This is a genomic window from Novosphingobium sp. YAF33 (assembly GCF_052113265.1).
Lineage (GTDB): Bacteria > Pseudomonadota > Alphaproteobacteria > Sphingomonadales > Sphingomonadaceae > Novosphingobium.
Genome location: NZ_JBFRCW010000001.1, coordinates 905921 through 925712, shown reverse-complemented (window position 1 = coordinate 925712; position 19792 = coordinate 905921). Strand labels below are relative to the sequence as shown.

Sequence of the window (19792 nt, the reverse complement as noted above, 5' to 3'; positions counted from 1 at the left end):
CGGCGGCGGAGCTGCCGGTTCGCCGAAGTTGTAGCCCAGGGTCGCCATCAGCGAGTGCGAGCGCCAGCGGGTGCTGATCTCGTTGCCGGCAAYATCGACGAAGTCGAGGTTGTTGACGTTGCTGAAGCGGTACTTCAGGCCGACGTCCACGTGGCTGCTGATCGGCGCGCGGATACCCGCGATTGCCTGCCAGGCGAAGCCCGTGTCCGAATCGTCGAAGATGTCGTAGTGAACGCGGCCAACGCCGGCGCCACCACCGACGTAGCCCTGAAGGCCATCATCGGGACCGAAGTCGAGCAGACCGTTGACCATGAAGGTCAGGTTGCTGGCATCCGGGCCATTGCTGCCCATGAACGAAGCCTGGCGGTAGCTGGCTTCGGTTTCCAGACGGAAGGGACCGAAGTCGTAACCGAGAGCAACGCCACCGTCGAAGCCGGTGCCGAATTCGGCGGTCGCGACGTTGTTCACGCCGTTCACGTCGAGATCGGCGTCTTCGACGATCATCGCGCCGGCGTCGAGTTCAAGATACCACGAGTTGTCGCGCGCAAGCGCGGGCGTGGCGATAGCTGTAGAAGCCAGCGCCAGGCCAAGGACGAGTTTCCTCATATGTTTCCCCTACTAAGAGATTTGGAGCCACCGAGTGCCTCGAGTGTCTACCCCCTCAGCTTTACGTGTGCAAGCGCACATTGAACGCGACTGTTGCAGAAATGTCGCGTTTTCGGGGGGTTGGTGAAGCGTGTGACCCCTTTATTGGAAATCGACTGCACCGTATTACCCCTGTTCAATGCCACTCATTATGCTGAAGGAACGATACCCAAGGCTTGCAGAACGACAATCACTTCAGCGATCGCCGCCCGAGCCTGAACATCAACTGTCATTCCGCCAAGTGGTTCCACGGGAAGGGAAGCTTTTCTCCAAAAAATGTCGAAGAGGCGTTCCTGGCGGGTGGATAAGTCGTAAATCCTGAGCCCTTCGCGGGGTTGCACGAAGAGCCAGTTGCCGCCGTGAAAGCCCGCCAGACAGCCCTGCTTGCCGGACCACTCGCCCGTTGCGCCCTCCGCAACCAGCCAGGTCTCGCCCGCGGCGGGATCGCCGGGCGGATCGGCACGCTCGCCCGACACGGTGCCGTGCAGCATTATGTCGCAGCGCGACAGCGCTTCGTTGACGAACGCTTCCTTCTGCGCCTGGCCCACCTGAAGAAGCGGCAGGGCGAATCGCGGGGTGGTGCTTTCGAAGGTAACGGAATCGCTCATCTAATGAGTCCTCGTACTCTGGTGGGGCGGTGTTCAGGGCAGGCGGAAGAGAGGGAGCGGATCGGACAGGGCATAAGTCCCCTGCTGGCGCACCCTCAGGATTTCACCGGGGGCAAGCGCCGCGAGATGGGCAAGCGTGCCGGGCGGAATGTCGAGGCGGGACGAGGATACAGTCCAGCTCGCCAACGGCGCTGCGAGGGGCCCGACAGTGACCAGGTAGCTTTCCGCGTGTTCCATGAGAGGCACGTCGATGCCGTCCTGCCACACCCAGTTCCCTCGCGCGCGCCGGGTCCATTCCAGGCGCAGTATGCCGTCCTGCAGCATGGCCGCGCGGGGATGGACGGGCGCCAGGGGGCGCAGGGTCAGACCGCTTGCCTGTAGCGGAGCCGTGACAGGTCCCGCATCGCCGCGCCCCAGCGCGACGACCTTCCGGTTCATCGCCGTGCCGACCAGCGCGGGATCGAGCGCGACGGCGCTGCCGTCCAGCAGGACGAAACTCTCGCCGGCGACATGGCCTGACACCGCCCCCTCGGTGCCGCCGCGCCCGCGCAGCAGGCCCTCCATACGCCACCGGCCATTGCCTAGCGACGTGGCCCGGGCGAACTGGATCATTTCCTCGCCGAGGAATGCGAGGTTGGCCCCTTCTGCGAGCTGGCGGGTGGTGGCGGCAACGAGCTGCATCGCGGCATCGACCAGAGTGACCTCCAGGCGCGAGCGGCGATCGAACAGGAGCGGACTCATCGGCGGCAGCGCGTCTGTCGCCCTGCCTATCGTCGCCCGCTTGCGCCCGCTCGGTCCCAGCGGGTGAAGCGCGCCGTCGCCGCGGTCGGCGAACAGGGCTGCGCCGCTCCAGTTGCTGCCGGCCGAGGAAAGCGCGGCGAAGAGACGCGGCTCGCCCGTACCTGCCGTTGCCGGATCGCAGGGCAGTTCGAAGGCGGCCAGGACAGTGGGCATGGCCGGCAGGTCCTGCGGAGCATTGAGCCGCCCCGGATCGGCGGCCGACTGCTCCGGATCGTTGGCCCGGACCGGCGCCAGCCGCTCGGCCGAGAGTTCGACACCCGTGTCGCGCCATTCCCATTCGAGCACGCGCCATTGCCCCGCGATGCCCGGGAACGTGACCAGGGCGCCGGGAGCCACTTCGGGATCGAGTTCGCTCGTTCGCCAGGAAATACGCTCGCGGGACCAGTCGATCCGCTGCCGCACCTGCTCGATCATGGTCCGGGCCGTGTCCGCGGAAAGCGTGGCGGGCAGTTCGATCGCGCGAGGCGCCCCGGTGCTGCTGTTGCCCGCAGGACCTTAGGCATGCTGCACGCCGGGAAGATAATCACGCTCGCTGTCGAAGTAGCGCAGCAGGGAGATGGGCTGGGCTTCGGCGGCAAGGCGGCGCCGGCTGAAGCCGGCCGCGCCACCGAAGTCGTCGTCGCCGGCCGAAACCGCTGCTTCGGGCAGAGCGATCGGGCGGTCCTGGCTGCGTCTGCGGGACACGACAAGCGTGTCCGGTCCGGCGTCGACATCGAGCGGCAGGACCTGGTCGATGGTCTGGAGCACGCCGTCCAGCGGGCCGTCGCAGGTCAGGCCGCGAAAGCCTTCCAGAGGGACCGCCGCGTCCGCATCCGCGACCAGATCGCCCAGGACATCGGCCAGATCGAAGTCCTCATCGGCCAGGACTTCGAACGTCAGGGCGGGGATGCGGTTGTAGAATTCGGAAAGGTCGAGATCCTCGAAGACGACATAGGCGAGGTCGCGGTGGGCAGGGCAGCGCGCCTCGCCCTCGGCAGAAAGGATCAGCGGGTCGCAGGGCTGGTCCCCGTGCCCCAGGTGGAGACGCAAGGTGCCGGCGGCCTTGAGGTCCCCTTCTGTGCCGCGCAGCAGGCGGCCGTCGGCCCAGATCCGGCCGAGGGCTGCGATGGGCCGGCTGGAAAGCGCCACGGCGAAGCTGGCGGTGTAGCTGTAGGTCGTGATCGAGGCGGCGCCTTTACCGCCGCCCAGCGTTTCGCTGCTTTCCACGAGGTCGGTGGCCCAGATCACCTGTCCGGCCACGCGCATGCGGCCGAAATGGCGAGGCAGGGGCTGGCCATAGCTGGAACTGGTGACCTCCAGTTCCTTCAGGCGAGGGCCTTGCCGGTGCGGGGAACCGAAGATCGCGGCGTCGAACTGGCTGCCGACCATCGAGCCGATCGCGCCGCCCACCGGCCCGCCGATCGCGGTGCCGACGGCATTGAGAACGAGCGTTGCCATGTCATGTCCTTCTAGGTGGTGGGATCGCAAGCCTGGCGCCAGAGCCCGGCAAGCGGCCAGTCTTCGGGAATCGGGCCGAGCACGACGCGGCCCAGTCCCGCATGGGCGTGGACGATCCGGCGCCGGTCCACGGCCACGGCGAAATGGAGCTGACATGCCCCGGGCCGCAGCATGAGCACGTCTCCCGGCACTGCAGGCCCATCGGCAGGCGCAAGTCCCATGGACCTTGCGGCGGCGGCGACGAGCGAGTCCCGCTCCCCGCCTTCCAGTGCGCGCAGCCGATACGTGGCAGGCACTTCCATCGCGCCTCCGTGGGCGAGTGCGACGACGCCGAGGCAATCGAGCCCGATGCGTCGGTCGCGGCCATGCAGCCGGAACGGCACGCCGACGAGGCCCTTTGCCGCGGCAGCGATCTCGTCCCCGGTCATGCGGCGGGCGCGGGGTAGCGGGTGAGCAGGTCGTTGCCGGGCAGGAAGGGCTCGCCGCGGAAGTTTGCGGCGTTGCCGAACCGGGCTCCGCACGTGCCGAGGGTATAATCGCAGCCTTCGCGCAGGAACGCCCGTGTGCCGGGGGGTGGTTGCCGGTCGAGCGGATCGCCGAGCGTCAGGCGGTCACCCGTCCACCCGGCGATTTTCATCGTCATGCCCGCATAAGGACCCTCCAGCCAGCGCAGGCTGCCGCCAGCGAACAGGGCGGGATCGACGGTGGTGCCGAGCAGAAGCGAGGTGTCCTCCGCGTCCACGGCCGCGATGCTGACCTCGCGGGTGAAGCGCTGGGGATCGAGATTGCAGCCCGGTCCGCAGAAGGATGCGCGGCACGAGGGGCTGGTGCGCGGCACGGGATCCCGCGCAAGCTCTTCCTTGCGCGATGCCAGTTCGGCCGAGAACGTGCCGTCCTCCTGCGACACGGCGCCGATCGTGCCGGTGTAGAGCGTGGTGCGCTCCCGCGTTTCCCAATCGACCAGGCCGATGCGGACGAAGGCACCATCGAAGCGGCCCTCGGCCAGGTCCTCGGCCGAGATCGCCTCGTGAGTGAGCGTGCCGCGCACTTCGGCGCTATCGGCCTCGAACCCGGCGGACTTGCGGATCGACGAGGGCACCATGCCGGGCGCGGCGCGGTGGAGCAGCCCGTCGAACCAGAGGTCGGCGTCATGTGTGGTGAAGCCCAGCGTCACGCCGTCTCGGCGGTCGATGCGCCAGAAGGCGGCGGCGGTTTCGAGGTCGCCTGAAAACCAGATGCGGCTCATGACGCCTCCCGGATCTCTACGACAGGCACGGTGGGTGCTTCGCCGGCGGCGAAAGCTGACCCGGTGATTTCGAGCCGATCCTCGGCGAAGCGCACCGGGACGTCGAACAGATATCCCGCGCGGACGACGGCGCCCGCAGGCGGGGCATCGTCGAACAGCACGATACCCATCGGCTCCAGCGACCAGTTCCCTTCCTGCTCCGTGCCGCCGACCGAGACGCGCAGGGTGCCGGGCTGCGGCCGGGTGATGCGGCGGACCTGGCCAAGATCCTCCTGTGCTTCCGCGTCTCCGTAGCGCTTGACCAGCGGGAAGCCGGCGCGGGCGCCGTCGCCGGTGCCCAGGTACTGATCGTGCGGCGTCGGCGCGGCGGCCATGCCGTTCGAGCTGAAGTCGCTGGGATCGCGCAGGCGGAAACCGCGTGCGGGGCCGCGGCGTGCGCGGAAGAAGGCGATCAGCGTGCCCAACTCGGCCTCGGATCGGACGCCCGGCCCCACGTCGAAGCGAAGGCGGGCGTTCGACCACAGACTGTTGCGCCGCTCGAAGCCGGAGGCGGTCACGGAGATCGAGGTGGAGAATTCGGGAATGACGGCAGCATCCCGGCCAAGCGCGAGGGGGTAGGGCACGTCGTCGAAGGCCTGCATGGGTTCGGCTCCTGAAGGCTGGAACGGTGGGGGGAGGCGGACGAAGCCGTCGCGGGCGACTTGCGGCAGAGCCCAGACGACCACCTCGTGCGGGGACCGGGCCAGGGCCTCGTCGATGCCCGCGTCGATCCGCCGCCAATGGTCGCTCTGCGCGGCGGTCAGCACGAAGCCGGCGAGATAGTCCTGGTCCTCGGGCGGGTAGCCGAGGCGCTCGTTCACCGTGGCATAGGCGCGGCGGCGCAAGACGTCGGCACCGGCGGTGAGCCAGTCGTAGTCCTCCACTTGCAGCCGGTCGAAGGCGGGCGCGGCCCAGCCCACCGGCAGGTTGGCGCGCCGCATCTCGGGCATCGCGGCGTCGAGCACGGTGGGCGTGAAGACCAGCGCCAGCGCTTCGGCCGCTGCGGGCGCCGCGGCGGCGCGCACGGCGGAGACCAGATCGGCGGTGGACCTGGCCAGCACCGCGCCGGCCGTGTCGAGCAGGGCCTGCTGGGCAGCGTCCAGCGGCGCGCGCATGTCGGGAATGACGGCGGGCGTGCCGCCAAAGGTGGCGAGAGCCTCGGCATCGTAGAGACAGATGCGGCCGTCCGCGAAGCACCACCACCAGGGCTCGCCCACCTGGAAGCGCACCGGCGCACCGGCCTCGATCATGATCCGCGCAAAGGCGGCGCCGACCGATTGCAGCCAGGCCATCGCCGCGTCGTTCGCCGGCGAGAGCAGGGTGGAGGGCGGTTCCCATCCGGTGCGCGCGGGATTGCCCAGATGATCGCGCTGCTTCCATGCGGGAGGGCAATGCTGGTCGAGCAGTTCGTAGGACAGCGAGGCCACCGGGCTGAAGCCCAGGTCCATGCATTCCCGGAAGAAGGCGCGGTGCCAGTTGCGCGTCGGCGCATTGAGCGGGTCGGCGGTCGCGCCGGCCAAATAGCCGCCATCCGCCGGGGCGAGCCGGAAGTAATGGCTCATGCCGACATAGTGGATCACCGAGCCCCGGTAGCCGAGCTGGCGCACGTTTCGCAGCAGGCGCGCGGGCGTCTGCACGCCCTGATCGTCGAAGCCCGTTGCCATGGCGAGGCCGTTGGGCGGCAGGATCACGTCGCCGATTTCCAGCATGGCCCGCGCGCCATCGGTGCGGATCTCGCTCAGTTCGATCCAGCCTTCGGCCTCGGCCGGCAAGGGTTCGGCGCTGCCGTCATAGCCGGGCGGGCAAAACGAGATGAACATGCGGTCGATCGCATGGGGCCATACCCGGTCGGCAGAAGGCAGCGAGAAACCGGCATCGAGTTCGGAGAAACGCAAGTCGATGCGGGCGTCCTCGCCGGTTCCTTCCGCATAGTTCCAAAGGCGGACGTACCAGACGCGCGCCGCGCCCGCGGCGTCCTTGCCCTCGACGGTCAGGGTGGGGCCGATGCCGGAATCGAGCGGGATCACGCCCGATGAGCGCCAGCGAAAGCTCAGCGCGGTATGGGCGTAGTCGCGGTCGGTCCGGTAGGCGAGAAGCGGGTGGTCGAGGCTGTCGACACTGTCCCAGATCAGCCCCCCGAGATCGCCCTTGCGCAGGAACGCTGCGTCGAGGCGCAGCGAATCGGGGCCTGTCGATATGAGGGAGGCCATCATCGGTCGCGGAAAGTTGACGGTCCAGAAACGCGGGTCGAAGCGCTTGATCCAGTCGCTCGCCTGTCCGTTGCGCTTGCTTGCAAGCCAGAATGCCATGTCGGTTGCTCCGATGGTGTCAGCGGGCGGCGATCGCGCGGCGAACGGCGCTGGCGACCTGGCGCGAGGAGCGCTGAAGCGATTGGGGTGCGCTGGATCCGCGCGGGGCGTTGAGGTGGATGGCGACTTTCACGTCGCGCGCGGGGGTGCCCGGGGATGCCTCGATCCGTCCCGCCGAGGTGGGGACGAACATTTCCGGCCCCCGCTCGCCGACGACATAGCCCCGCCCGGGCGAGACATTGCCCCCGGTGGCGCGGCCCGGCAGGCCCAGCACGCTGGAGAACAGGCCGGAGAGGTCGAGCATTCCCGCCAGGCCCCCGGATGCGCCCGTGGAGCGGGTCGTTCCCGCACCGAGCAGGCCCTGCACCGACTGCGCGGCGATCTCTCCCAGCGTGCCGAGGGCGGCGCGCTTGAGGTCGTCGAACCCCAGGCTGCCGCGGCGGATGGCGCTGGTCAGGCCTTTTTCCAGCGCCTGTCCGGCCTGGGTGAAGCCGGAGACGAGATCGTTGTCGATGCTGCCGCGCATCCGGGCGATGTCGCGGGAAAAGCCATCGGTACTGGCCCGGACTTCCACCAGGAGGCTGTCGATTTCATCGCTCATCATCGTGCTCCATCAGCTTTTCGAGCAGGGACCGGTCGCAAGGGGATGCCGTGGGGGCAGCGAGCAGGCCGAGCGCGGCGGCGAGTTCGGCGGGGGTGGCGGCCCAGAATTCTCCGGGCCTCCATCCGAGCTGGCGCGCGGCAAGGCCGCAGAGCGCCAGTGCCGCTGCGGCGAAACGATCCTCGCTCACCCGACACCCTTGAGGATCTGGCCCAGCAGGCTGCGCAAGGGCGCCGAGGAGGCGGCAAGCCCCTGCGCCACGACGGCTTCGCCCACCGCCGCGCGCGGCACCGCGCGCAGCGGATCGAGGCAATGCCAGAACAGCGCGGTGATCTCCGCAAGGCGCAGCTGTCCGGCCCCGGCCCTCTCCACCAGCGCGAAGAGCGGGCCGAGTTCCTCCTCGGCGGCGATCAGCGCGGTGAAGCTGGGGCGCAGGACATGGGCTGTTCCGCCGATCTCCAGCAGCGCCTCGCCTCGCAGCGGATTGGCGGGCCGGGGCTCATGTCCACCCGTCATGCCGCGGCCACCGGACCGGAGCTTTCGAGCTGGAGCGTGTAATTGCGCTCTCCGTTGAAATCCCCGGCGTAGTCGAGGCGCTGGACGAGGAAGCGGCCGCGCAGCCGTTCTCCGTCTTCGAAGCTCAGTTCGTAGTCGTCCAGGGTGCCGGCCATGGCATTGGCGCGGATCTTCGCTTCGGCCGCACTGCCGAGGAAGATGCCGGCCGCGCTCACCGAAACCGCGCGAACGCCCGCGCCGGACAGCAGGTCCCGCCAGCCGCCGCTGTCCTTGCTGGTGACGACGACGGCATCGCCCGTCACCGACATCTGCGTCGTGCGCAGGCCGGCCACGGTCTGGTAGGCGGCGGGAATGTTGCCGTCGGAGATCTTGAGAAGGAAGGCGCTGCCTTTCTGGGCGGGCATGGATGGCTCCTTTGTCTTGCAGGGCTGGTTTCAGGGATCAGGCGGCGAGCAGCCGGAAGCGATATTCAAGCAGGATCGCGCGGCGGCTCTCGCCGCGCTGTTCGGCGCGGGCGCGCAGGAACTGGACGGCGACGACCTGGAAGGTCGGCTGGTCGCGGGGAAGGTCTTCGATCCGCGCCTCGATCGCAGTGATGAGGAAGGCCGCGGCGTCGGGCGTTTCGCCCCGGCAGTGAAGTTCGAGGGCGACGCGCACCTCGCGGCCCGGCGCGGTCTTGCAGCTCCAGTCCGTGCTGGCGCTGGAGGCGATGGCGAGCCACGGCAGGCTGGTGCGCGAGGGGGCTTCCTCGACGATGGCGTTGAGCTGGGCGGCAAGCACCGGATCGGCGCCGAGCCAGTCCATGAGAACGGCGCGCAGGGCGATTTCCATCCTTTATCCTTTCGCGAAGAGCGGCCAGACCAGGTCGGCCCGGCGCCAGCGGGTTTCGTCACGCCGGGCCGCAAGGTGGCGGGCCTGGGCGTGGGCGGCGGCAAGCGCGGCGGCGCGGGCGGCCAGACGGCGTGCGAGATCGTCGAAAGCGGTGTCCGTATCGGCGGCGATGGTCCCGCTCATCGCAGGCGCATCCGCCGCCACGGGCGCCAGAGCGCCGCTACCGAGGCGGGGGGAAGAGCCGCGGCGCCCTCGCTCTCGCGTTCGCGGTGCTGGTGCGCGGCAAGGCGGATCATCCCGTGGCGCAGCCCGTCCGGCAGGTGGTCCCAGTCTTCGGCCAGTCCCGCCGTGAAGCGCACCGCGATGCGAACGATGGAGCGCGTGGGATCCGGCGGCAGGGACAGCCTCACCCGGCCGCCGCCATCGGCGCCGAGGTCGATCTCGGCGGCGCCTGCCGGAAGCGGGAAACGGTAGCTGGCGCCGCCGCTGCTGCCAGTGCCGATAGGGTCAGGGCCGAGTCCGTCGATGGCGGTAATCGCCTGTACCGGGCGGGTCGACAGCGCGTGCCAGCCTGCTTCTGCCGGCAGCACTTCCTCGCACTGCGCGGCCAACGGCATGCGGCCGRTGAACGCCTCGCAGGTTTCGAGCGCACTGGCGAGCAGGGCCGAAAGCGGTCCGTCGTCGCGCGTGGTGGTCACGCCGAGCCACTGCTTGAGCTCGGCAAGCGCCGAGGGCGGCAGCACGGGCGGCGTGGGAATGACCCGGTTCATGGGTGTCTCCGATGAGAAGGGAGGGGGCGGGTAGCCCGCGCCGCCCGAAGGTGGCGCGGCGCGGGCTGCTGCTCAGGATCCGCGCGGGGGAAGCAGAAGGCGTCCTCCCCCGCGCGGGCCGGGGGCGTCAGGCCGAGATCTTGAGCAGCTTGATCGCGTCGGAATCGAGCACCTGGCCGCCGATGCGCTTGGTCGCGTAGAAGTGGACGAAGGGCTTGTTGGTGAACGGATCGCGCAGGATCGAGGTGGCGCTGCGTTCCGCGATCAGATAGCCGGCGCGGAAGTTGCCGAAGGCGATCGGGAAGGCGCCCGCCGCTACGTCGGGCATGTCCTCGGCCTCGATGACGGGGTAGCCGAGCAGGCGGTTCGGCTGGCCTTCCATCAGGCCGGGCTGCCAGAGGAAGGAGCCGTCCGACGCCTTGAGCTTGCGCACCACGGCCAGGGTCTTCGCATTCATCACCCAGCTTGCGCCCTGGCGGTGGCCGCCCTTCAGCGCATGGACCAGGTCGATCAGCTTGAGTTCGGGCGCAGTGTCGAAGCCGGTGGCATTGCCCGTGGCAAGGAACTGCAACGTGCCGAAGGGGCGCGCCGCGTCGCCCGTGGCGGCATTCGGCGCGGTGAGGAAGCCCATCGGCTGGTTGATGCCGGTGCCGCTGACGAATGCGCGTCCTTCCGCGCGCGCGAATTCAGAGGCGATTTCGTCCGCCAGCCAGGACTGGATATCGAAGGCGGCATCGTCGAGCATGGCCTGGCTGGCGGCCGGGTTGGCATAGAGTTCGCCGGCGGGCGGCGCGATTTCGGCAAAGCTGGGCGTTGCGGTTTCGGTGCGGGCGCCGGTTTCGCTCACCCAGCCCGAGGCGGTGCCGCCGGTGGTGATGAGCTTGCGGTAGCCCGCCGTGCCGGTCTGCACCACTTGCGCGATCGCGCGGATCGGGCTGATGTCCCGCAGTCTGGCGGAAATCAGCGTGTCCACTTCGCGCGGCACGGCATAGCCGCCGTCCGAGGCGGCCATGCCGGAGAGCGATTTCACCTCCGTTTCGCGGCCCAGGCGCAAGTAGCCATCGACGAAGCCCTTCACTTCGAGGCTGGCGGAACTGGCGGCGCCGCCTTCGATCACCGGGCGCGAGGCCGCGCGGCTGACGCGGTCGAGACGGGCCTTCACGTCCTCGACATCGCCGCGCAGGGTTTCGACGGCGGCTTCGGTGGCGTCCTGACGGGCGACGAGGTCGAACGAAGCGTCGAGCGCTTCGACCGGGGCAATGGATTCCATCGGGCACTTACCTTTCGGTTGGAGCCGCCGGATTGGCGGCGGGAAATCAATCGGGGGAAGGGATCAGGCGATCAGGTGGACCCGGGCGCCGTGCTGCATCGGGTGAGTGACGAGGCTCACCTCGAACAAGTCCAGGTCGAGCAGATCGCGGCCCTCGGCGCCGGCGCGGCTGGAGCGGGCGCGATAGCCGAAGGAGAGCCCGGTCACGGCCCCGCGCCGCAGCGCGAGTCCGGCTGCGCCGTCCGGGTTGTCGACCGCGGCGATCACGCGCAGGCCGCGTGCGTCTTCGGTGGCCGTCTGCACCCAGCCGATCCGCAGGTCCGGCCGGTGCTGCCAGAACAGCGGCAGGGGATCGCGCCGCTCGGCCAGGGTCCGGGCGAAGGCGCCGGGCCGGATCGCGTCGCGCCCGGCATCGCGGTGGCCGAACAGGGCGGCATAGCCGGCAAAGCGCAGCGCGCGTGCATGCGGGGCCTGCGGCGTCATCGCAGCAGCTCCCCGGTACCGAAGCGAACCGCAAGGCCGAGCAGGAGCAGGGCGAGCACGCCGCGCACCAGCCAGCCGATTGCCGCGGCCTGGGCGCTGGCCTTGGCGTCGCGCCAGGCCTGGAGCAGTTCGCGCAGTTCCGAGAGATCGCCGGGCGCGGTCGCATCGTCGAGGCCGATCCGTGACAGCATCCGCCGCGCGCCCACTTCGCTGGCTTCCTCGACGATGGCGCGCAGGGTCACGAGTTCGCTGCCTTCGGTGGTCGCCTGGGCGAGCAGGCCGGCCAGCATGTCCTTTTGGTTCATGATTTGTTCTCCACGTCTTCCAGGGTCGACGCCGGTTTGGGCGCGAGTCCCAGCAGGGATCGTTTCTCGTCATCCGCCAGGAAGTCCGCCGCGCTAACTTGCGCCCAGAGGCGTTCGCGGTCTTCGGACAGGGCCGGTACGCGGTCGAGGTCGATGGCCAGGGCGGCCTCCGGGAACCAGGGCGAAACCCCCTCGCAGAGACCGGCGAGAATCTTGCTCGCCAGCGGCAGCAGGGTCAGGCGCCAGAGCGCGCGGTTCGCCTCCCGGTAATTGGCGTAAGTGGCATCGCCGGGCAGACCCAACAGCATCGGCGGCACACCGAAGGCCAGCGCCACGTCGCGGGCGGCGGCGGCCTTGAGCGTGGCGAAGTCCATGTCCGCGGGCGTCATGGCCATCGCCTGCCATTTCAGGCCGCCCTCCAGCAGCATCGGCCGCCCGGCATTGCCCGATCCGGCATAGGCCTGGGTCAGCTCGGTCTTGAGCCGGTCGAACTGGTCACCCGTGAGCGTATTGCCCTCGCCCGCCTCGTAGACGAGCGCCCCGGACGGACGGGCCGCATTTTCCAGAAGCTGGCGGTTCCACTGCGACGCGGCGTTGTGCGTGGCGATCGCCTCGTCGGCGGCGGCCAGGCAACCCGCGCCGTAGTGGTCGTCCGCCGGGTGGAAATGGCGGATGTGGATGACGTTGGGCGCGGCGTCCTCGTCAAGCAGCGGGATCGTCAGGCGCCGCCCGGCCACGTCGTAGGCGAAAGCGGCGGGCCAGCCGTCCTCGCCCGCGACGATGGAGACGCGCTCAGGCCGCAAGGCGAAAAGTTCCACCGGACGGCCGCGCGCGTCCTTGAGCACCTGCACATAGGCATTGCCGTGGAGCAGGAGGTGGCAGGCGAGCGTCTCCAGCAGCGACTGTCCCGCGCTCGTTTCGGTCACGAGAGAGACAAGCCGCGGATCGGCAGGGCGCAGCGGCGCGCCGCCGATGCCTTCCGCAACCAGACGCACCGCGCGCTGGGCGACGGGATTCTCAAGATAGGCGCGGCGCACGGCCGAGCCATATTCGAAGGGAGCACGCCCGCCGCCGCTCTCGGCGAAAAACCATGGCGAGGCCGGTCCGCGCGCCAGCGGCACGCGGGCACTCTCACCCTTGAAGGCGGCGACGAGCGTTTCGAGGAAGGACACTGCAGGGTTTCCTTTCAATGGGGTTTTCACGAGCGGATCGCTCCGCAGGCCGCTGAGGCCCGAAATGGCGCAGGGTGGGTTCTGCCTGGCGTCCAGGATGTCCGCGCAAAGGCGCGCAGATCCCCGGTTCGGTGCGGGAAACTCAGGCCAGCCGCACGCGAGGCTCGCCGTTCCGGCCGAGCATCAGTTCGCTCAAGGCCCAGACCAGGGCGTCGGCGCGGTCCGGCGAGCGTCCCGGGCCTTGGTAGGCACCTCCGGCGATGAGGCCGCACATCTCGTCTTCCAGCGCCGGAAACAGCCCGGCATGGCGGACCCGCCCGGCCTCGTAGAGCGCGGCGACCGGCTCGGCGCGGGCGACTTTGCCGCGGCTGGCGTGGACCAGCCGCAAGGGCAGAGAGAGCTGGGCCGCGCGCAGAACCGAGGCGACCATGGCGCCGCCCTGGTTGGCCTCCGCAATCACCCGGTCGGCATGCCAGGCCTCGGCGGTGCCGGCGACGGCGCGGGCCCAGCGTTCGGGACCCGCCTTCTCCACCGAGGCATCGGCCATGACATGCGCGGTGCCGTCCTGCCCCATGCCCACAACCACGATCCCGCAGGCATCGCCCCCGGCCGAGGCGGGCGGATCGACGCCGACGACCACGCGGTCGCATGCGGGCGCGGCGTCCTCCCGGCAGCCTTCCAGCAGGGCACGGCTCCAGAGCGCGCCTTCGACATCGGCGATCAGTTCGCCGTCGATCTCCTGCCTTCCCAGCAGGCTTTGCGAAAACGTCCGGCGCATCGCCCTGAGGAAACGGGCGGGCAGGTTGGCCGCATTGTCGAAGGTGCTGCCGCGCGTCACGGCGACTTCGCCGTCCTGGCTTTCGGCTAGCAATCGCGTGACCAGGGGTACGCTTCGGGGCGTCGTCGTGGCCACGACGCGGGGGTCATGGCCCAGCCGGAGACCCATGAGCAGGTTGTCCCAGCTCGCGACGGCCCTGCCCGAGGCATTGTCCCATTTGGCCACTTCGTCGCACCAGGCGTGGCTGTGCTGGGGGCCGCGCAGGGCTTCCGGCTCGGCCGCGCAATAGAGCGTGGCCTGCGCGCCGTTCGGCCATGTCAGACGGCGCAGCGAAGGTTCGAAAAGGGGCCGTCTCCAGGGCGCGCCTATCGACAGCAATCCGCTTTCACCTTCCACCATCACCGAGCGCGCCTCGCCGAGATGGGCGGCGACGAGCGCGATGCGGGCATCGGGATGATGCTCGGCAACCTCGTTCACCCATTCGGCGCCGCAGCGCGTCTTGCCGAAGCCGCGCCCGGCCATGACCAGCCATACGCGCCAGTCCCCGGCGGGGGCGATCTGCGAGGGCCGGGCCCAGAGACGCCAGTCCCAGCGCCATTCGCGCTGTCCGGAGGCGCCAAGACCCGTCATGAAGGATTCCAGTTCGCCGTCTTCGGCTTCGGCCAGCCAGTGCAGGGGATCGGCTTCAGCCATGATCGGCCTCCTTGCCGGTTTCGAGCGCGCGGCGCGCCGTGATCTGCTGGCGCAGCTGCGCCAGCTTGGCGTGGATCGAGGCGCGCACGGCGGCCAGATCCTCATTCTCCCGCGCCGCCCGCTCGCGCGCCACGGTTTCGCGGTGGAGGCCGAGGAGGCGAAGCGCGGTGGCGTTGTCGAACTTGACCTCGCCGTCCCGGGGATCGCCGAAGCGCAGCCGATAGAGCACTTCCATCTCGAGGTTCTCGTAGCCTTCGAGCAGGGCGACGTGCCAGTCCCGGGCGAATTCCGGGTCTGTCTGGCGCAATCTATAGGCCTTGCCCGGCGGCACTCCGGCGGCGGTGCTGGCGGCACTGACGTTCGAGGTCTCGGCCAGCGCGGCGAGGAAATCCGCACGCCACCGCCGGTTGTTGATGGGGCGCTCGTCCCCGGGCTCATGCGCCGTGGAGACAGGGCTGATCGTCTTGCCACGCCGGCACCGTGCAGCGCCGGACGTAGCCCGTTTCGGCTCGACCATAGGGGATCATCCCAGAGTTGATGTGGTGCGGATCGAAAGGAAAGCCGGACGAATCGGCTGCTTCCCTTGTTCCTGTTTTGTACCAATCCAGCGTCGTAATGTCAAGCAGATATAACCAAATGGGTTATAGCTTGCCGCCTCCGCGCCGGCCTACTAAGCACGGCACGCGTGCCGCCTTCTTGCGGTGCCCGATCTCACGACAGCCGGAGAACTCGATGCTGCGCCGCCTCTACGACTGGACCATGGCCAAGGCGGCGCACCGCCATGCCGAATGGTGGCTGGCCCTGTTCGCCTTCATGGAAGCCAGCTTCTTCCCCGTGCCGCCGCATCCGCTGCTGGGGCTGATGTGCCTGGCCGAGCCGAAGAAGGCGATTCGCTTCGCGATGATCGCCACGCTGGCATCGGTCGTGGGCGGCCTGCTGGGCTATGCCATCGGCCACTTCGCCTATGCCGCTTTCGGTGAGGCGCTGCTTCACGCGCTGGGGCTGGCGGACAGCTTCCCCAAGGCGGCCTGCTATTTGCGGGAATACGGCGCCGAGATCATCGTGGTGAAGGGCGCGACGCCGATCCCGTTCAAGCTGCTGACGATCACGGCCGGCTTTATCGGCATGAACCTGGGCGTGTTCATCGCCGCCTCGGTCGTCTCGCGCTCGATCAGCTTCATGATCGTGGGCGTGCTGTTCCGCTTGTTCGGCGCACCGATCAAGGCCGTGATCGACAAGCATCTCGGCAAAGTCACGGCGGCCTTCGCCATCGCCGTGGTCGCCGGCTTCCTGGCGGTCGCCTTCCTGGGCGGCGGCACCAAGGAAGCCAACCAGAAGTGCGACTTCGCCGCCGCTGCCAAGGCCTGACCCGGCAGCCGCGCGCGGGGGAAATGACGGCGCCGTCCGCGACGGCGCCCTTATCGGCCTAGCCCTCGATCACCCGCGCATGGGGGTGATGCTTGGCGATATGCTTGCGGACGATTTTCAGGTTGCGGCTGTTGGAGCGGAACACGAAGTCGAACAGATCGCCGGCCACCGGAACCGCGCCCAGCAGCGTATCGACGCCGACATTGACGGTCATCCGGGCGAGCTGCCACTTCGGCATGCCCAGCCGCCGGGCCTCCCACACGATATACATGCCGAGCGCCGCCGAAACGAGATCGCCGGCCACGGGAACCAGGCCCATCACCGCGTCCAGCCCCACCTTGCGGCGGATGCCGGGAAGCGAGATGGCGCGCTCCAGCACATGCTCGAGCATTTCGATGCGACGGGAGATGGAAACCGGATCGGACCCGAGCGGAAATTCCAGGTCCATGCGCCGTGCGGAAGTCTGTCCAGTCGCCAAAGTCGTACCTCTCCTCGAAAGGGATAGGCGAATTATCTGGGGACCCAGGCCAATGGCATCAAGGGGTGCCAGCCCCAGGTATTGGGCGCGAAGCCCGCGACGCTGCCACGTACCAGAGACCAGCGGATCGGAGTTCCGAAGGGAATGAACACGTTGGCGGCCGTGAGTTCGGCCTCGGCCTCGGTCAGAAGCGCGGACCTTTCCTCGGGCGTGGTGGCCGTGGTGGCTTCCTTCACCCGGGCATCGGCCTCGGTGGAACAGAGGCCCTGTCCGTCGCTGCAGGCCAGGCGGTTGAGAAACCAGGCAGCGCGGGGATAGCGGGCGACATCGTCCACCAGCCGCAGGTCCGCAGCTTCGATGTCGCTGCTGCGCAGGAGATGGACGCCGATGGCCGCGAAGTCTGCGGCGAGCTTGCCGAACAGGGTATCCGATCCGTCGCCGGCGGGGAGCCAGATCGACAGATGCGGGCCGTTGGCGGCGGGCGGAACCGGCGCGGGGGCTGCGCCGCGCGTTGCCTTGGTCGCTTGCTTCGGGGCGGCGCCGGGTGGCTGGGCGGCGGTCGGAGCGGCCGGAGCGGGGGCGCGCTCGCCGGTCGATCCGCTTGCGCCCGATGCCCAGCGGCGCACGCGCGCCGCGGCCACCGCGCGCCGGTCGTCGAGCGACTGTTCGCTCCACCGTTCGCCGATCGTGCCAAGGTCGCCATCGAGGCTGGGCGAAACGAGCCGGGTCGTCGGCGACCATCCACCGAGGCTGAACGGCGCGATCAGGCCCTCCCGGTCGATCGCCATGGCTAGAGCTTCGCGATTGGCGGGGTCGGCCAGGAAACCCTTGTCGCGCATTACCTTGAGGCCGAACAGGCCGACCACCGGATCGAGCTGGATCGTCCCGCGCAGGATGCCGACCGAGCGGGTGAGGGGGAAGTCCTGGATCTCGCCGCCCATCACGATATCGACTTCGCCCGCGTTGAACGCTTCGACCGCGGCTGGACCGTCGAGCACCCGCAAGTCGATGCGGCGGCTGCGCTGCGGCCAGTTTTCCACCGCAGGCAGTCCCAGGCTGGCGGGGTCGATGGGCACGAGGCGGGCCGCGCTACCGGCGCGTTCCAGGCGCATCGGACCGGCACCGCGGTTCTTGAAGGCCAGGCCGAGTTCCGGTTGGGCCAGCAGTTGCAGCAGATAGGGCATCGGCCGGCCGAGCCGGATCTCGACGACCCGCCCTGCCATCGTGCGGATTTCGTCGATACCGGCCAGATCGCGTGCGAGCGGCGTGCCGTCCAGCGCATCGAGCGCGGTCTGCAGCGCCTTCTTGGCCGATTCCGCCGTCAGCGGCTCGCCCGATGGCCAATCGCCGTCGCGCAGCCGGAAGATGTAGCTTTGCCCGTCGTCAGTGACGATCCAGCGATCCGCCAGCGCGGGAATGACGCGGCCCTTCTCGTCGAAGGCCACCAGGCCCTCGGTGGTGGAGGCGCGCAGGAGCTGCCCGGCCAGGGTGGTGCTTTCGCCAATGTCGAAGGGCGCGCCCGATGTGCCGCCGGACCTGCCGAGCACGGCGACGCTCAAGGCCGAATTGTCCGGAGAACCGCAGGCGGCAAGCGCCAGCGCAGTGGCCAGAGGGATCAGGCGGAAGGGAACCGGAGTTCGAAAGGCATGGCGCTTGGCGAACATGGCCTTGGGACTAGTCGATTTGCGGCAGAGCGCAAATGGCTGGCGCGCCGCGGGGTCGATTTTTCGCCGGGCGCGGAGAAATCAGAGCTTGCGCAGGTTTTTCGCGGGTGTTGTGGGGGGCGAATATTGCGCTTCGTACGTGCGCACGAAATTCGGCTTGTCGTCCGGGACCGGGGTTACGGCGGCACGGGCCAGCTTGGGGTCGATTTCCTCGGTGAAGGCCACGCCGAAGCGGTTTTCCTGCACCCAGGCGACCGAGCCGGCGACCCAACCGATGTTACGGATATTCACGGCGACCAGCGTGCCGCGCATGACCTGGATTCCGCCTTCGCCCATCATGCCGCCGGCGGAGAGGTTGCGGACCTTGATCCGGTATTCGCCGTCCAGCCCGTCGATGCGCAGATCGGCCATGAGGAACAGGCTGTCGCGCGCAATCTGGCGATTTTCGATCTCGGTCATGCGTTCTCGTCCGGCATTCGGTCAGGCAGATGATATCACGAACCTTGGCCCGCGATAACCATAGCCTCACGCGCGAAGCGTGCTTACCGTCGATACCTAGAGGCGAGTGGCAAAGAAAGCCTTAACGCCCCGTCCGCTGTGGAAGGCCCGGCTTTCCATCAACCGGGCATCCCGTTCGGGCGGGGCGAAAAAGCTGTTTTTGCGAGGGGATCACTCCTCGCGGGAGACCTTTTCGCGGCGCTCGTGCGCTTCCTGTGCCTCCACGGTCATGGTGGCGATCGGACGCGCCTCGAGACGGCCGAGGCCGATCGGTTCGCCGGTCACTTCGCAATAGCCATATTCGCCTTCCTCGATCCGCCGCAGGGCGGAATCGATCTTGGCGATCAGTTTGCGCTGGCGGTCGCGGGTACGCAGTTCGATACCCCAATCGGTCTCGCTGGAAGCGCGATCGTTGAGGTCCGGCTCGCGGATCGGACCGTCCTGAAGCTGTGCCAGGGTGCCGGCAGAGGCATCGAGAATCGATTTCTTCCAGGCCAGCAGAAGCCGCCGGAAGTAGTCTTGCTGAGCCTCGCACATGTAGGCTTCGTTCTCTACGGGAACATAAGAACCACCAAGCATGCGCTTGGCTTTGGCGAGGACATCAATTTCGTCAGCTAGGGCCGTTGCCATCCAGAGAATCTCCGCACGAATCCCCCCGGTCTGCCTACGCCCTGCGACCCCGGATTTTTCCAGTGGCCTCCCGGCAAACCGCGGTGCGGCGGCCTATAGGGCCGCCCCTCACCCTGCACAAGGCTATAACCATGGCAGTCCACAAAAAACCTGAATGCCGTTTCGGACAGGCACAAGTTTCTCCCGCGAGCTTGTAGCGTAAACTTACAGGGAATGTTTCAGATCTATCCTTAACGCTTTGTTGACCATGTCGGTGCCAGCCTTGCAGCACTGGACCGAAAGGACCGTAAACCGGGGGTTAGCTGACTATGGACCATGTCTGGATATCTGAAGAGCACTTCACCGAAGTAACGGAAGGTCTTTCGGGGGCCGCCGAGGACCTGTTCCTGGCAGAGCGCCTGGCCGCTGCCGCGATCGGTGATTTTTCCGCCTGCTTCGATCTGGGCGTGGCCTTTTCCACCGGCAGCCACGGCGCGGCTTGCGATCTCATCGAAGCGCACAAGTGGTTCAATCTCGCCGCGGCCCGGGGCGACGAGGAAGCGGCGACCTGCCGCACCGAAGTGGCCGAGGACATGACCGCGCGCGAAATCGCCGAAGCCCAGCGCCGCGCGCGCCAGTGGCTTTGCGCGGCAGGACGAAAGGCGGCCTGA

General features: G+C 68.5%; 26 protein-coding genes and 1 pseudogene. 2 read left to right on the top strand and 25 right to left on the bottom strand.

All coding sequences use genetic code 11. From position 1 onward, the window contains the following. From AB4Z00_RS04395 to AB4Z00_RS04295, 21 genes and pseudogenes are all read right to left on the bottom strand, one after another. Positions 1 to 606, bottom strand: a 606-nt coding sequence (locus AB4Z00_RS04395; RefSeq protein ID WP_442045055.1) for an outer membrane protein, incomplete at its 3' end; no start/stop codon positions are given. Positions 607 to 794: 188 nt separating this feature from the next. After that, positions 795 to 1253: a DUF2793 domain-containing protein gene (locus AB4Z00_RS04390; RefSeq protein ID WP_442045054.1), complete on the bottom strand. Its 459-nt coding sequence runs from the start codon at positions 1251 to 1253 to the stop codon at positions 795 to 797. Between the two features lie 33 nt (positions 1254 to 1286). Next, positions 1287 to 2339 carry a GTA baseplate fiber-binding domain-containing protein gene (locus tag AB4Z00_RS04385; RefSeq protein WP_442045071.1) on the bottom strand — a complete coding sequence of 351 codons (1053 nt, stop codon included), beginning with the start codon at positions 2337 to 2339 and terminating at the stop codon, positions 1287 to 1289. Further along, positions 2334 to 2513 (bottom strand): annotated as a pseudogene (locus AB4Z00_RS04380) (phage tail protein); the annotation flags it as partial. The gene AB4Z00_RS04385 and the pseudogene AB4Z00_RS04380, both read right to left, overlap by 6 nt. 36 nt (positions 2514 to 2549) lie before the next feature. Beyond that, positions 2550 to 3491 (bottom strand): hypothetical protein, encoded by a 942-nt coding sequence (locus tag AB4Z00_RS04375; protein WP_442045053.1) that lies wholly within the window; start codon positions 3489 to 3491, stop codon positions 2550 to 2552. An 11-nt stretch (positions 3492 to 3502) separates the two neighbouring features. Further along, entirely contained in the window at positions 3503 to 3919 is a 417-nt protein-coding gene (locus tag AB4Z00_RS04370; protein WP_442045052.1) for a hypothetical protein, read from the bottom strand. Then, on the bottom strand, positions 3916 to 4737 hold the full coding sequence (locus AB4Z00_RS04365; protein WP_442045051.1) for a DUF2163 domain-containing protein: 822 nt from the start codon (positions 4735 to 4737) through the stop codon (positions 3916 to 3918). Before AB4Z00_RS04365 ends, AB4Z00_RS04370 begins: the two co-directional genes overlap by 4 nt. Further along, positions 4734 to 7085, bottom strand: coding sequence for a phage distal tail protein, Rcc01695 family (locus tag AB4Z00_RS04360; RefSeq protein WP_442045050.1), 2352 nt, complete (start codon positions 7083 to 7085; stop codon positions 4734 to 4736). The genes AB4Z00_RS04365 and AB4Z00_RS04360 overlap by 4 nt, the downstream gene beginning before the upstream one ends. A gap of 19 nt (positions 7086 to 7104) precedes the next feature. Continuing rightward, the gene (locus AB4Z00_RS04355) at positions 7105 to 7686 is read right to left on the bottom strand and encodes a tail tape measure protein (RefSeq protein ID WP_442045049.1); all 582 of its coding nucleotides are present in this window, start codon (positions 7684 to 7686) and stop codon (positions 7105 to 7107) included. After that, positions 7676 to 7876, bottom strand: coding sequence for a phage tail assembly chaperone (locus AB4Z00_RS04350; protein WP_442045048.1), 201 nt, complete (start codon positions 7874 to 7876; stop codon positions 7676 to 7678). The genes AB4Z00_RS04355 and AB4Z00_RS04350 overlap by 11 nt, the downstream gene beginning before the upstream one ends. Next, positions 7873 to 8202, bottom strand: coding sequence for a gene transfer agent family protein (locus tag AB4Z00_RS04345; RefSeq protein ID WP_442045047.1), 330 nt, complete (start codon positions 8200 to 8202; stop codon positions 7873 to 7875). Before AB4Z00_RS04345 ends, AB4Z00_RS04350 begins: the two co-directional genes overlap by 4 nt. After that, entirely contained in the window at positions 8199 to 8606 is a 408-nt protein-coding gene (locus tag AB4Z00_RS04340; protein ID WP_442045046.1) for a phage major tail protein, TP901-1 family, read from the bottom strand. The genes AB4Z00_RS04345 and AB4Z00_RS04340 overlap by 4 nt, the downstream gene beginning before the upstream one ends. Before the next feature lie 37 nt (positions 8607 to 8643). Further along, entirely contained in the window at positions 8644 to 9033 is a 390-nt protein-coding gene (locus tag AB4Z00_RS04335; RefSeq protein WP_314465077.1) for a DUF3168 domain-containing protein, read from the bottom strand. Positions 9034 to 9036: 3 nt separating this feature from the next. Beyond that, positions 9037 to 9216 (bottom strand): hypothetical protein, encoded by a 180-nt coding sequence (locus tag AB4Z00_RS04330; protein WP_442045045.1) that lies wholly within the window; start codon positions 9214 to 9216, stop codon positions 9037 to 9039. Continuing rightward, positions 9213 to 9803, bottom strand: a complete 591-nt coding sequence (locus tag AB4Z00_RS04325) for a head-tail connector protein (RefSeq protein ID WP_442045044.1) — start codon at positions 9801 to 9803, stop codon at positions 9213 to 9215. The genes AB4Z00_RS04330 and AB4Z00_RS04325 overlap by 4 nt, the downstream gene beginning before the upstream one ends. A gap of 127 nt (positions 9804 to 9930) precedes the next feature. Then, the gene (locus AB4Z00_RS04320) at positions 9931 to 11073 is read right to left on the bottom strand and encodes a phage major capsid protein (RefSeq protein ID WP_442045043.1); all 1143 of its coding nucleotides are present in this window, start codon (positions 11071 to 11073) and stop codon (positions 9931 to 9933) included. A gap of 63 nt (positions 11074 to 11136) precedes the next feature. Next, positions 11137 to 11556: an HK97 family phage prohead protease gene (locus tag AB4Z00_RS04315; protein ID WP_314465069.1), complete on the bottom strand. Its 420-nt coding sequence runs from the start codon at positions 11554 to 11556 to the stop codon at positions 11137 to 11139. Then, positions 11553 to 11861: a DUF6127 family protein gene (locus tag AB4Z00_RS04310; protein WP_134094702.1), complete on the bottom strand. Its 309-nt coding sequence runs from the start codon at positions 11859 to 11861 to the stop codon at positions 11553 to 11555. Before AB4Z00_RS04310 ends, AB4Z00_RS04315 begins: the two co-directional genes overlap by 4 nt. Further along, positions 11858 to 13033, bottom strand: a complete 1176-nt coding sequence (locus AB4Z00_RS04305) for a phage portal protein (RefSeq protein ID WP_134094701.1) — start codon at positions 13031 to 13033, stop codon at positions 11858 to 11860. The genes AB4Z00_RS04310 and AB4Z00_RS04305 overlap by 4 nt, the downstream gene beginning before the upstream one ends. A 142-nt stretch (positions 13034 to 13175) precedes the next feature. Next, a complete protein-coding gene (locus AB4Z00_RS04300; RefSeq protein WP_132264650.1) occupies positions 13176 to 14504 on the bottom strand; it encodes a DNA-packaging protein in 1329 nt (442 codons plus the stop codon). Then, positions 14497 to 15021 (bottom strand): hypothetical protein, encoded by a 525-nt coding sequence (locus tag AB4Z00_RS04295; RefSeq protein WP_442045042.1) that lies wholly within the window; start codon positions 15019 to 15021, stop codon positions 14497 to 14499. Before AB4Z00_RS04295 ends, AB4Z00_RS04300 begins: the two co-directional genes overlap by 8 nt. Before the next feature lie 215 nt (positions 15022 to 15236). Between AB4Z00_RS04295 and AB4Z00_RS04290 the strand changes: the two genes are divergently transcribed. Further along, entirely contained in the window at positions 15237 to 15872 is a 636-nt protein-coding gene (locus AB4Z00_RS04290) for a YqaA family protein (protein ID WP_442045041.1), read from the top strand. A 58-nt stretch (positions 15873 to 15930) separates the two neighbouring features. On the opposite strand, the gene AB4Z00_RS04285 is transcribed toward AB4Z00_RS04290, so the two are convergent. From AB4Z00_RS04285 to dksA, 4 genes are all read right to left on the bottom strand, one after another. Continuing rightward, positions 15931 to 16320, bottom strand: a complete 390-nt coding sequence (locus AB4Z00_RS04285; protein ID WP_314465142.1) for a DUF4112 domain-containing protein — start codon at positions 16318 to 16320, stop codon at positions 15931 to 15933. A gap of 62 nt (positions 16321 to 16382) precedes the next feature. Next, positions 16383 to 18014: an ABC transporter substrate-binding protein gene (locus AB4Z00_RS04280; protein WP_442045040.1), complete on the bottom strand. Its 1632-nt coding sequence runs from the start codon at positions 18012 to 18014 to the stop codon at positions 16383 to 16385. A gap of 81 nt (positions 18015 to 18095) precedes the next feature. Beyond that, the gene (locus AB4Z00_RS04275) at positions 18096 to 18473 is read right to left on the bottom strand and encodes a PilZ domain-containing protein (RefSeq protein ID WP_132264659.1); all 378 of its coding nucleotides are present in this window, start codon (positions 18471 to 18473) and stop codon (positions 18096 to 18098) included. Positions 18474 to 18683: 210 nt separating this feature from the next. Further along, positions 18684 to 19142: an RNA polymerase-binding protein DksA gene (gene dksA, locus AB4Z00_RS04270; RefSeq protein WP_132264661.1), complete on the bottom strand. Its 459-nt coding sequence runs from the start codon at positions 19140 to 19142 to the stop codon at positions 18684 to 18686. Between the two features lie 308 nt (positions 19143 to 19450). On the opposite strand from dksA, the gene AB4Z00_RS04265 reads away from it, so the two are divergent. Then, the gene (locus AB4Z00_RS04265; RefSeq protein WP_442045039.1) at positions 19451 to 19792 is read left to right on the top strand and encodes a hypothetical protein; all 342 of its coding nucleotides are present in this window, start codon (positions 19451 to 19453) and stop codon (positions 19790 to 19792) included.

Bases quoted from the DNA above. Each gene is read 5' to 3' on its own strand.
- AB4Z00_RS04275 (WP_132264659.1), bottom strand. From the start codon at position 18,473: ATGACCGAGATCGAAAATCGCCAGATTGCGCGCGACAGCCTGTTCCTC.
- AB4Z00_RS04265 (WP_442045039.1), top strand. From the start codon at position 19,451: ATGGACCATGTCTGGATATCTGAAGAGCACTTCACCGAAGTAACGGAA.
- AB4Z00_RS04360 (WP_442045050.1), bottom strand. From the start codon at position 7,085: ATGGCATTCTGGCTTGCAAGCAAGCGCAACGGACAGGCGAGCGACTGG.
- AB4Z00_RS04330 (WP_442045045.1), bottom strand. From the start codon at position 9,216: ATGAGCGGGACCATCGCCGCCGATACGGACACCGCTTTCGACGATCTC.
- AB4Z00_RS04340 (WP_442045046.1), bottom strand. From the start codon at position 8,606: ATGCCCGCCCAGAAAGGCAGCGCCTTCCTTCTCAAGATCTCCGACGGC.
- AB4Z00_RS04280 (WP_442045040.1), bottom strand. From the start codon at position 18,014: ATGTTCGCCAAGCGCCATGCCTTTCGAACTCCGGTTCCCTTCCGCCTG.
- AB4Z00_RS04390 (WP_442045054.1), bottom strand. From the start codon at position 1,253: ATGAGCGATTCCGTTACCTTCGAAAGCACCACCCCGCGATTCGCCCTG.
- AB4Z00_RS04365 (WP_442045051.1), bottom strand. From the start codon at position 4,737: ATGAGCCGCATCTGGTTTTCAGGCGACCTCGAAACCGCCGCCGCCTTC.
- AB4Z00_RS04355 (WP_442045049.1), bottom strand. From the start codon at position 7,686: ATGAGCGATGAAATCGACAGCCTCCTGGTGGAAGTCCGGGCCAGTACC.
- AB4Z00_RS04300 (WP_132264650.1), bottom strand. From the start codon at position 14,504: ATGGCTGAAGCCGATCCCCTGCACTGGCTGGCCGAAGCCGAAGACGGC.
- AB4Z00_RS04345 (WP_442045047.1), bottom strand. From the start codon at position 8,202: ATGACGGGTGGACATGAGCCCCGGCCCGCCAATCCGCTGCGAGGCGAG.
- AB4Z00_RS04295 (WP_442045042.1), bottom strand. From the start codon at position 15,021: ATGGTCGAGCCGAAACGGGCTACGTCCGGCGCTGCACGGTGCCGGCGT.
- dksA (WP_132264661.1), bottom strand. From the start codon at position 19,142: ATGGCAACGGCCCTAGCTGACGAAATTGATGTCCTCGCCAAAGCCAAG.
- AB4Z00_RS04335 (WP_314465077.1), bottom strand. From the start codon at position 9,033: ATGGAAATCGCCCTGCGCGCCGTTCTCATGGACTGGCTCGGCGCCGAT.
- AB4Z00_RS04375 (WP_442045053.1), bottom strand. From the start codon at position 3,491: ATGGCAACGCTCGTTCTCAATGCCGTCGGCACCGCGATCGGCGGGCCG.
- AB4Z00_RS04285 (WP_314465142.1), bottom strand. From the start codon at position 16,320: ATGGACCTGGAATTTCCGCTCGGGTCCGATCCGGTTTCCATCTCCCGT.
- AB4Z00_RS04320 (WP_442045043.1), bottom strand. From the start codon at position 11,073: ATGGAATCCATTGCCCCGGTCGAAGCGCTCGACGCTTCGTTCGACCTC.
- AB4Z00_RS04370 (WP_442045052.1), bottom strand. From the start codon at position 3,919: ATGACCGGGGACGAGATCGCTGCCGCGGCAAAGGGCCTCGTCGGCGTG.
- AB4Z00_RS04310 (WP_134094702.1), bottom strand. From the start codon at position 11,861: ATGAACCAAAAGGACATGCTGGCCGGCCTGCTCGCCCAGGCGACCACC.
- AB4Z00_RS04315 (WP_314465069.1), bottom strand. From the start codon at position 11,556: ATGACGCCGCAGGCCCCGCATGCACGCGCGCTGCGCTTTGCCGGCTAT.
- AB4Z00_RS04290 (WP_442045041.1), top strand. From the start codon at position 15,237: ATGCTGCGCCGCCTCTACGACTGGACCATGGCCAAGGCGGCGCACCGC.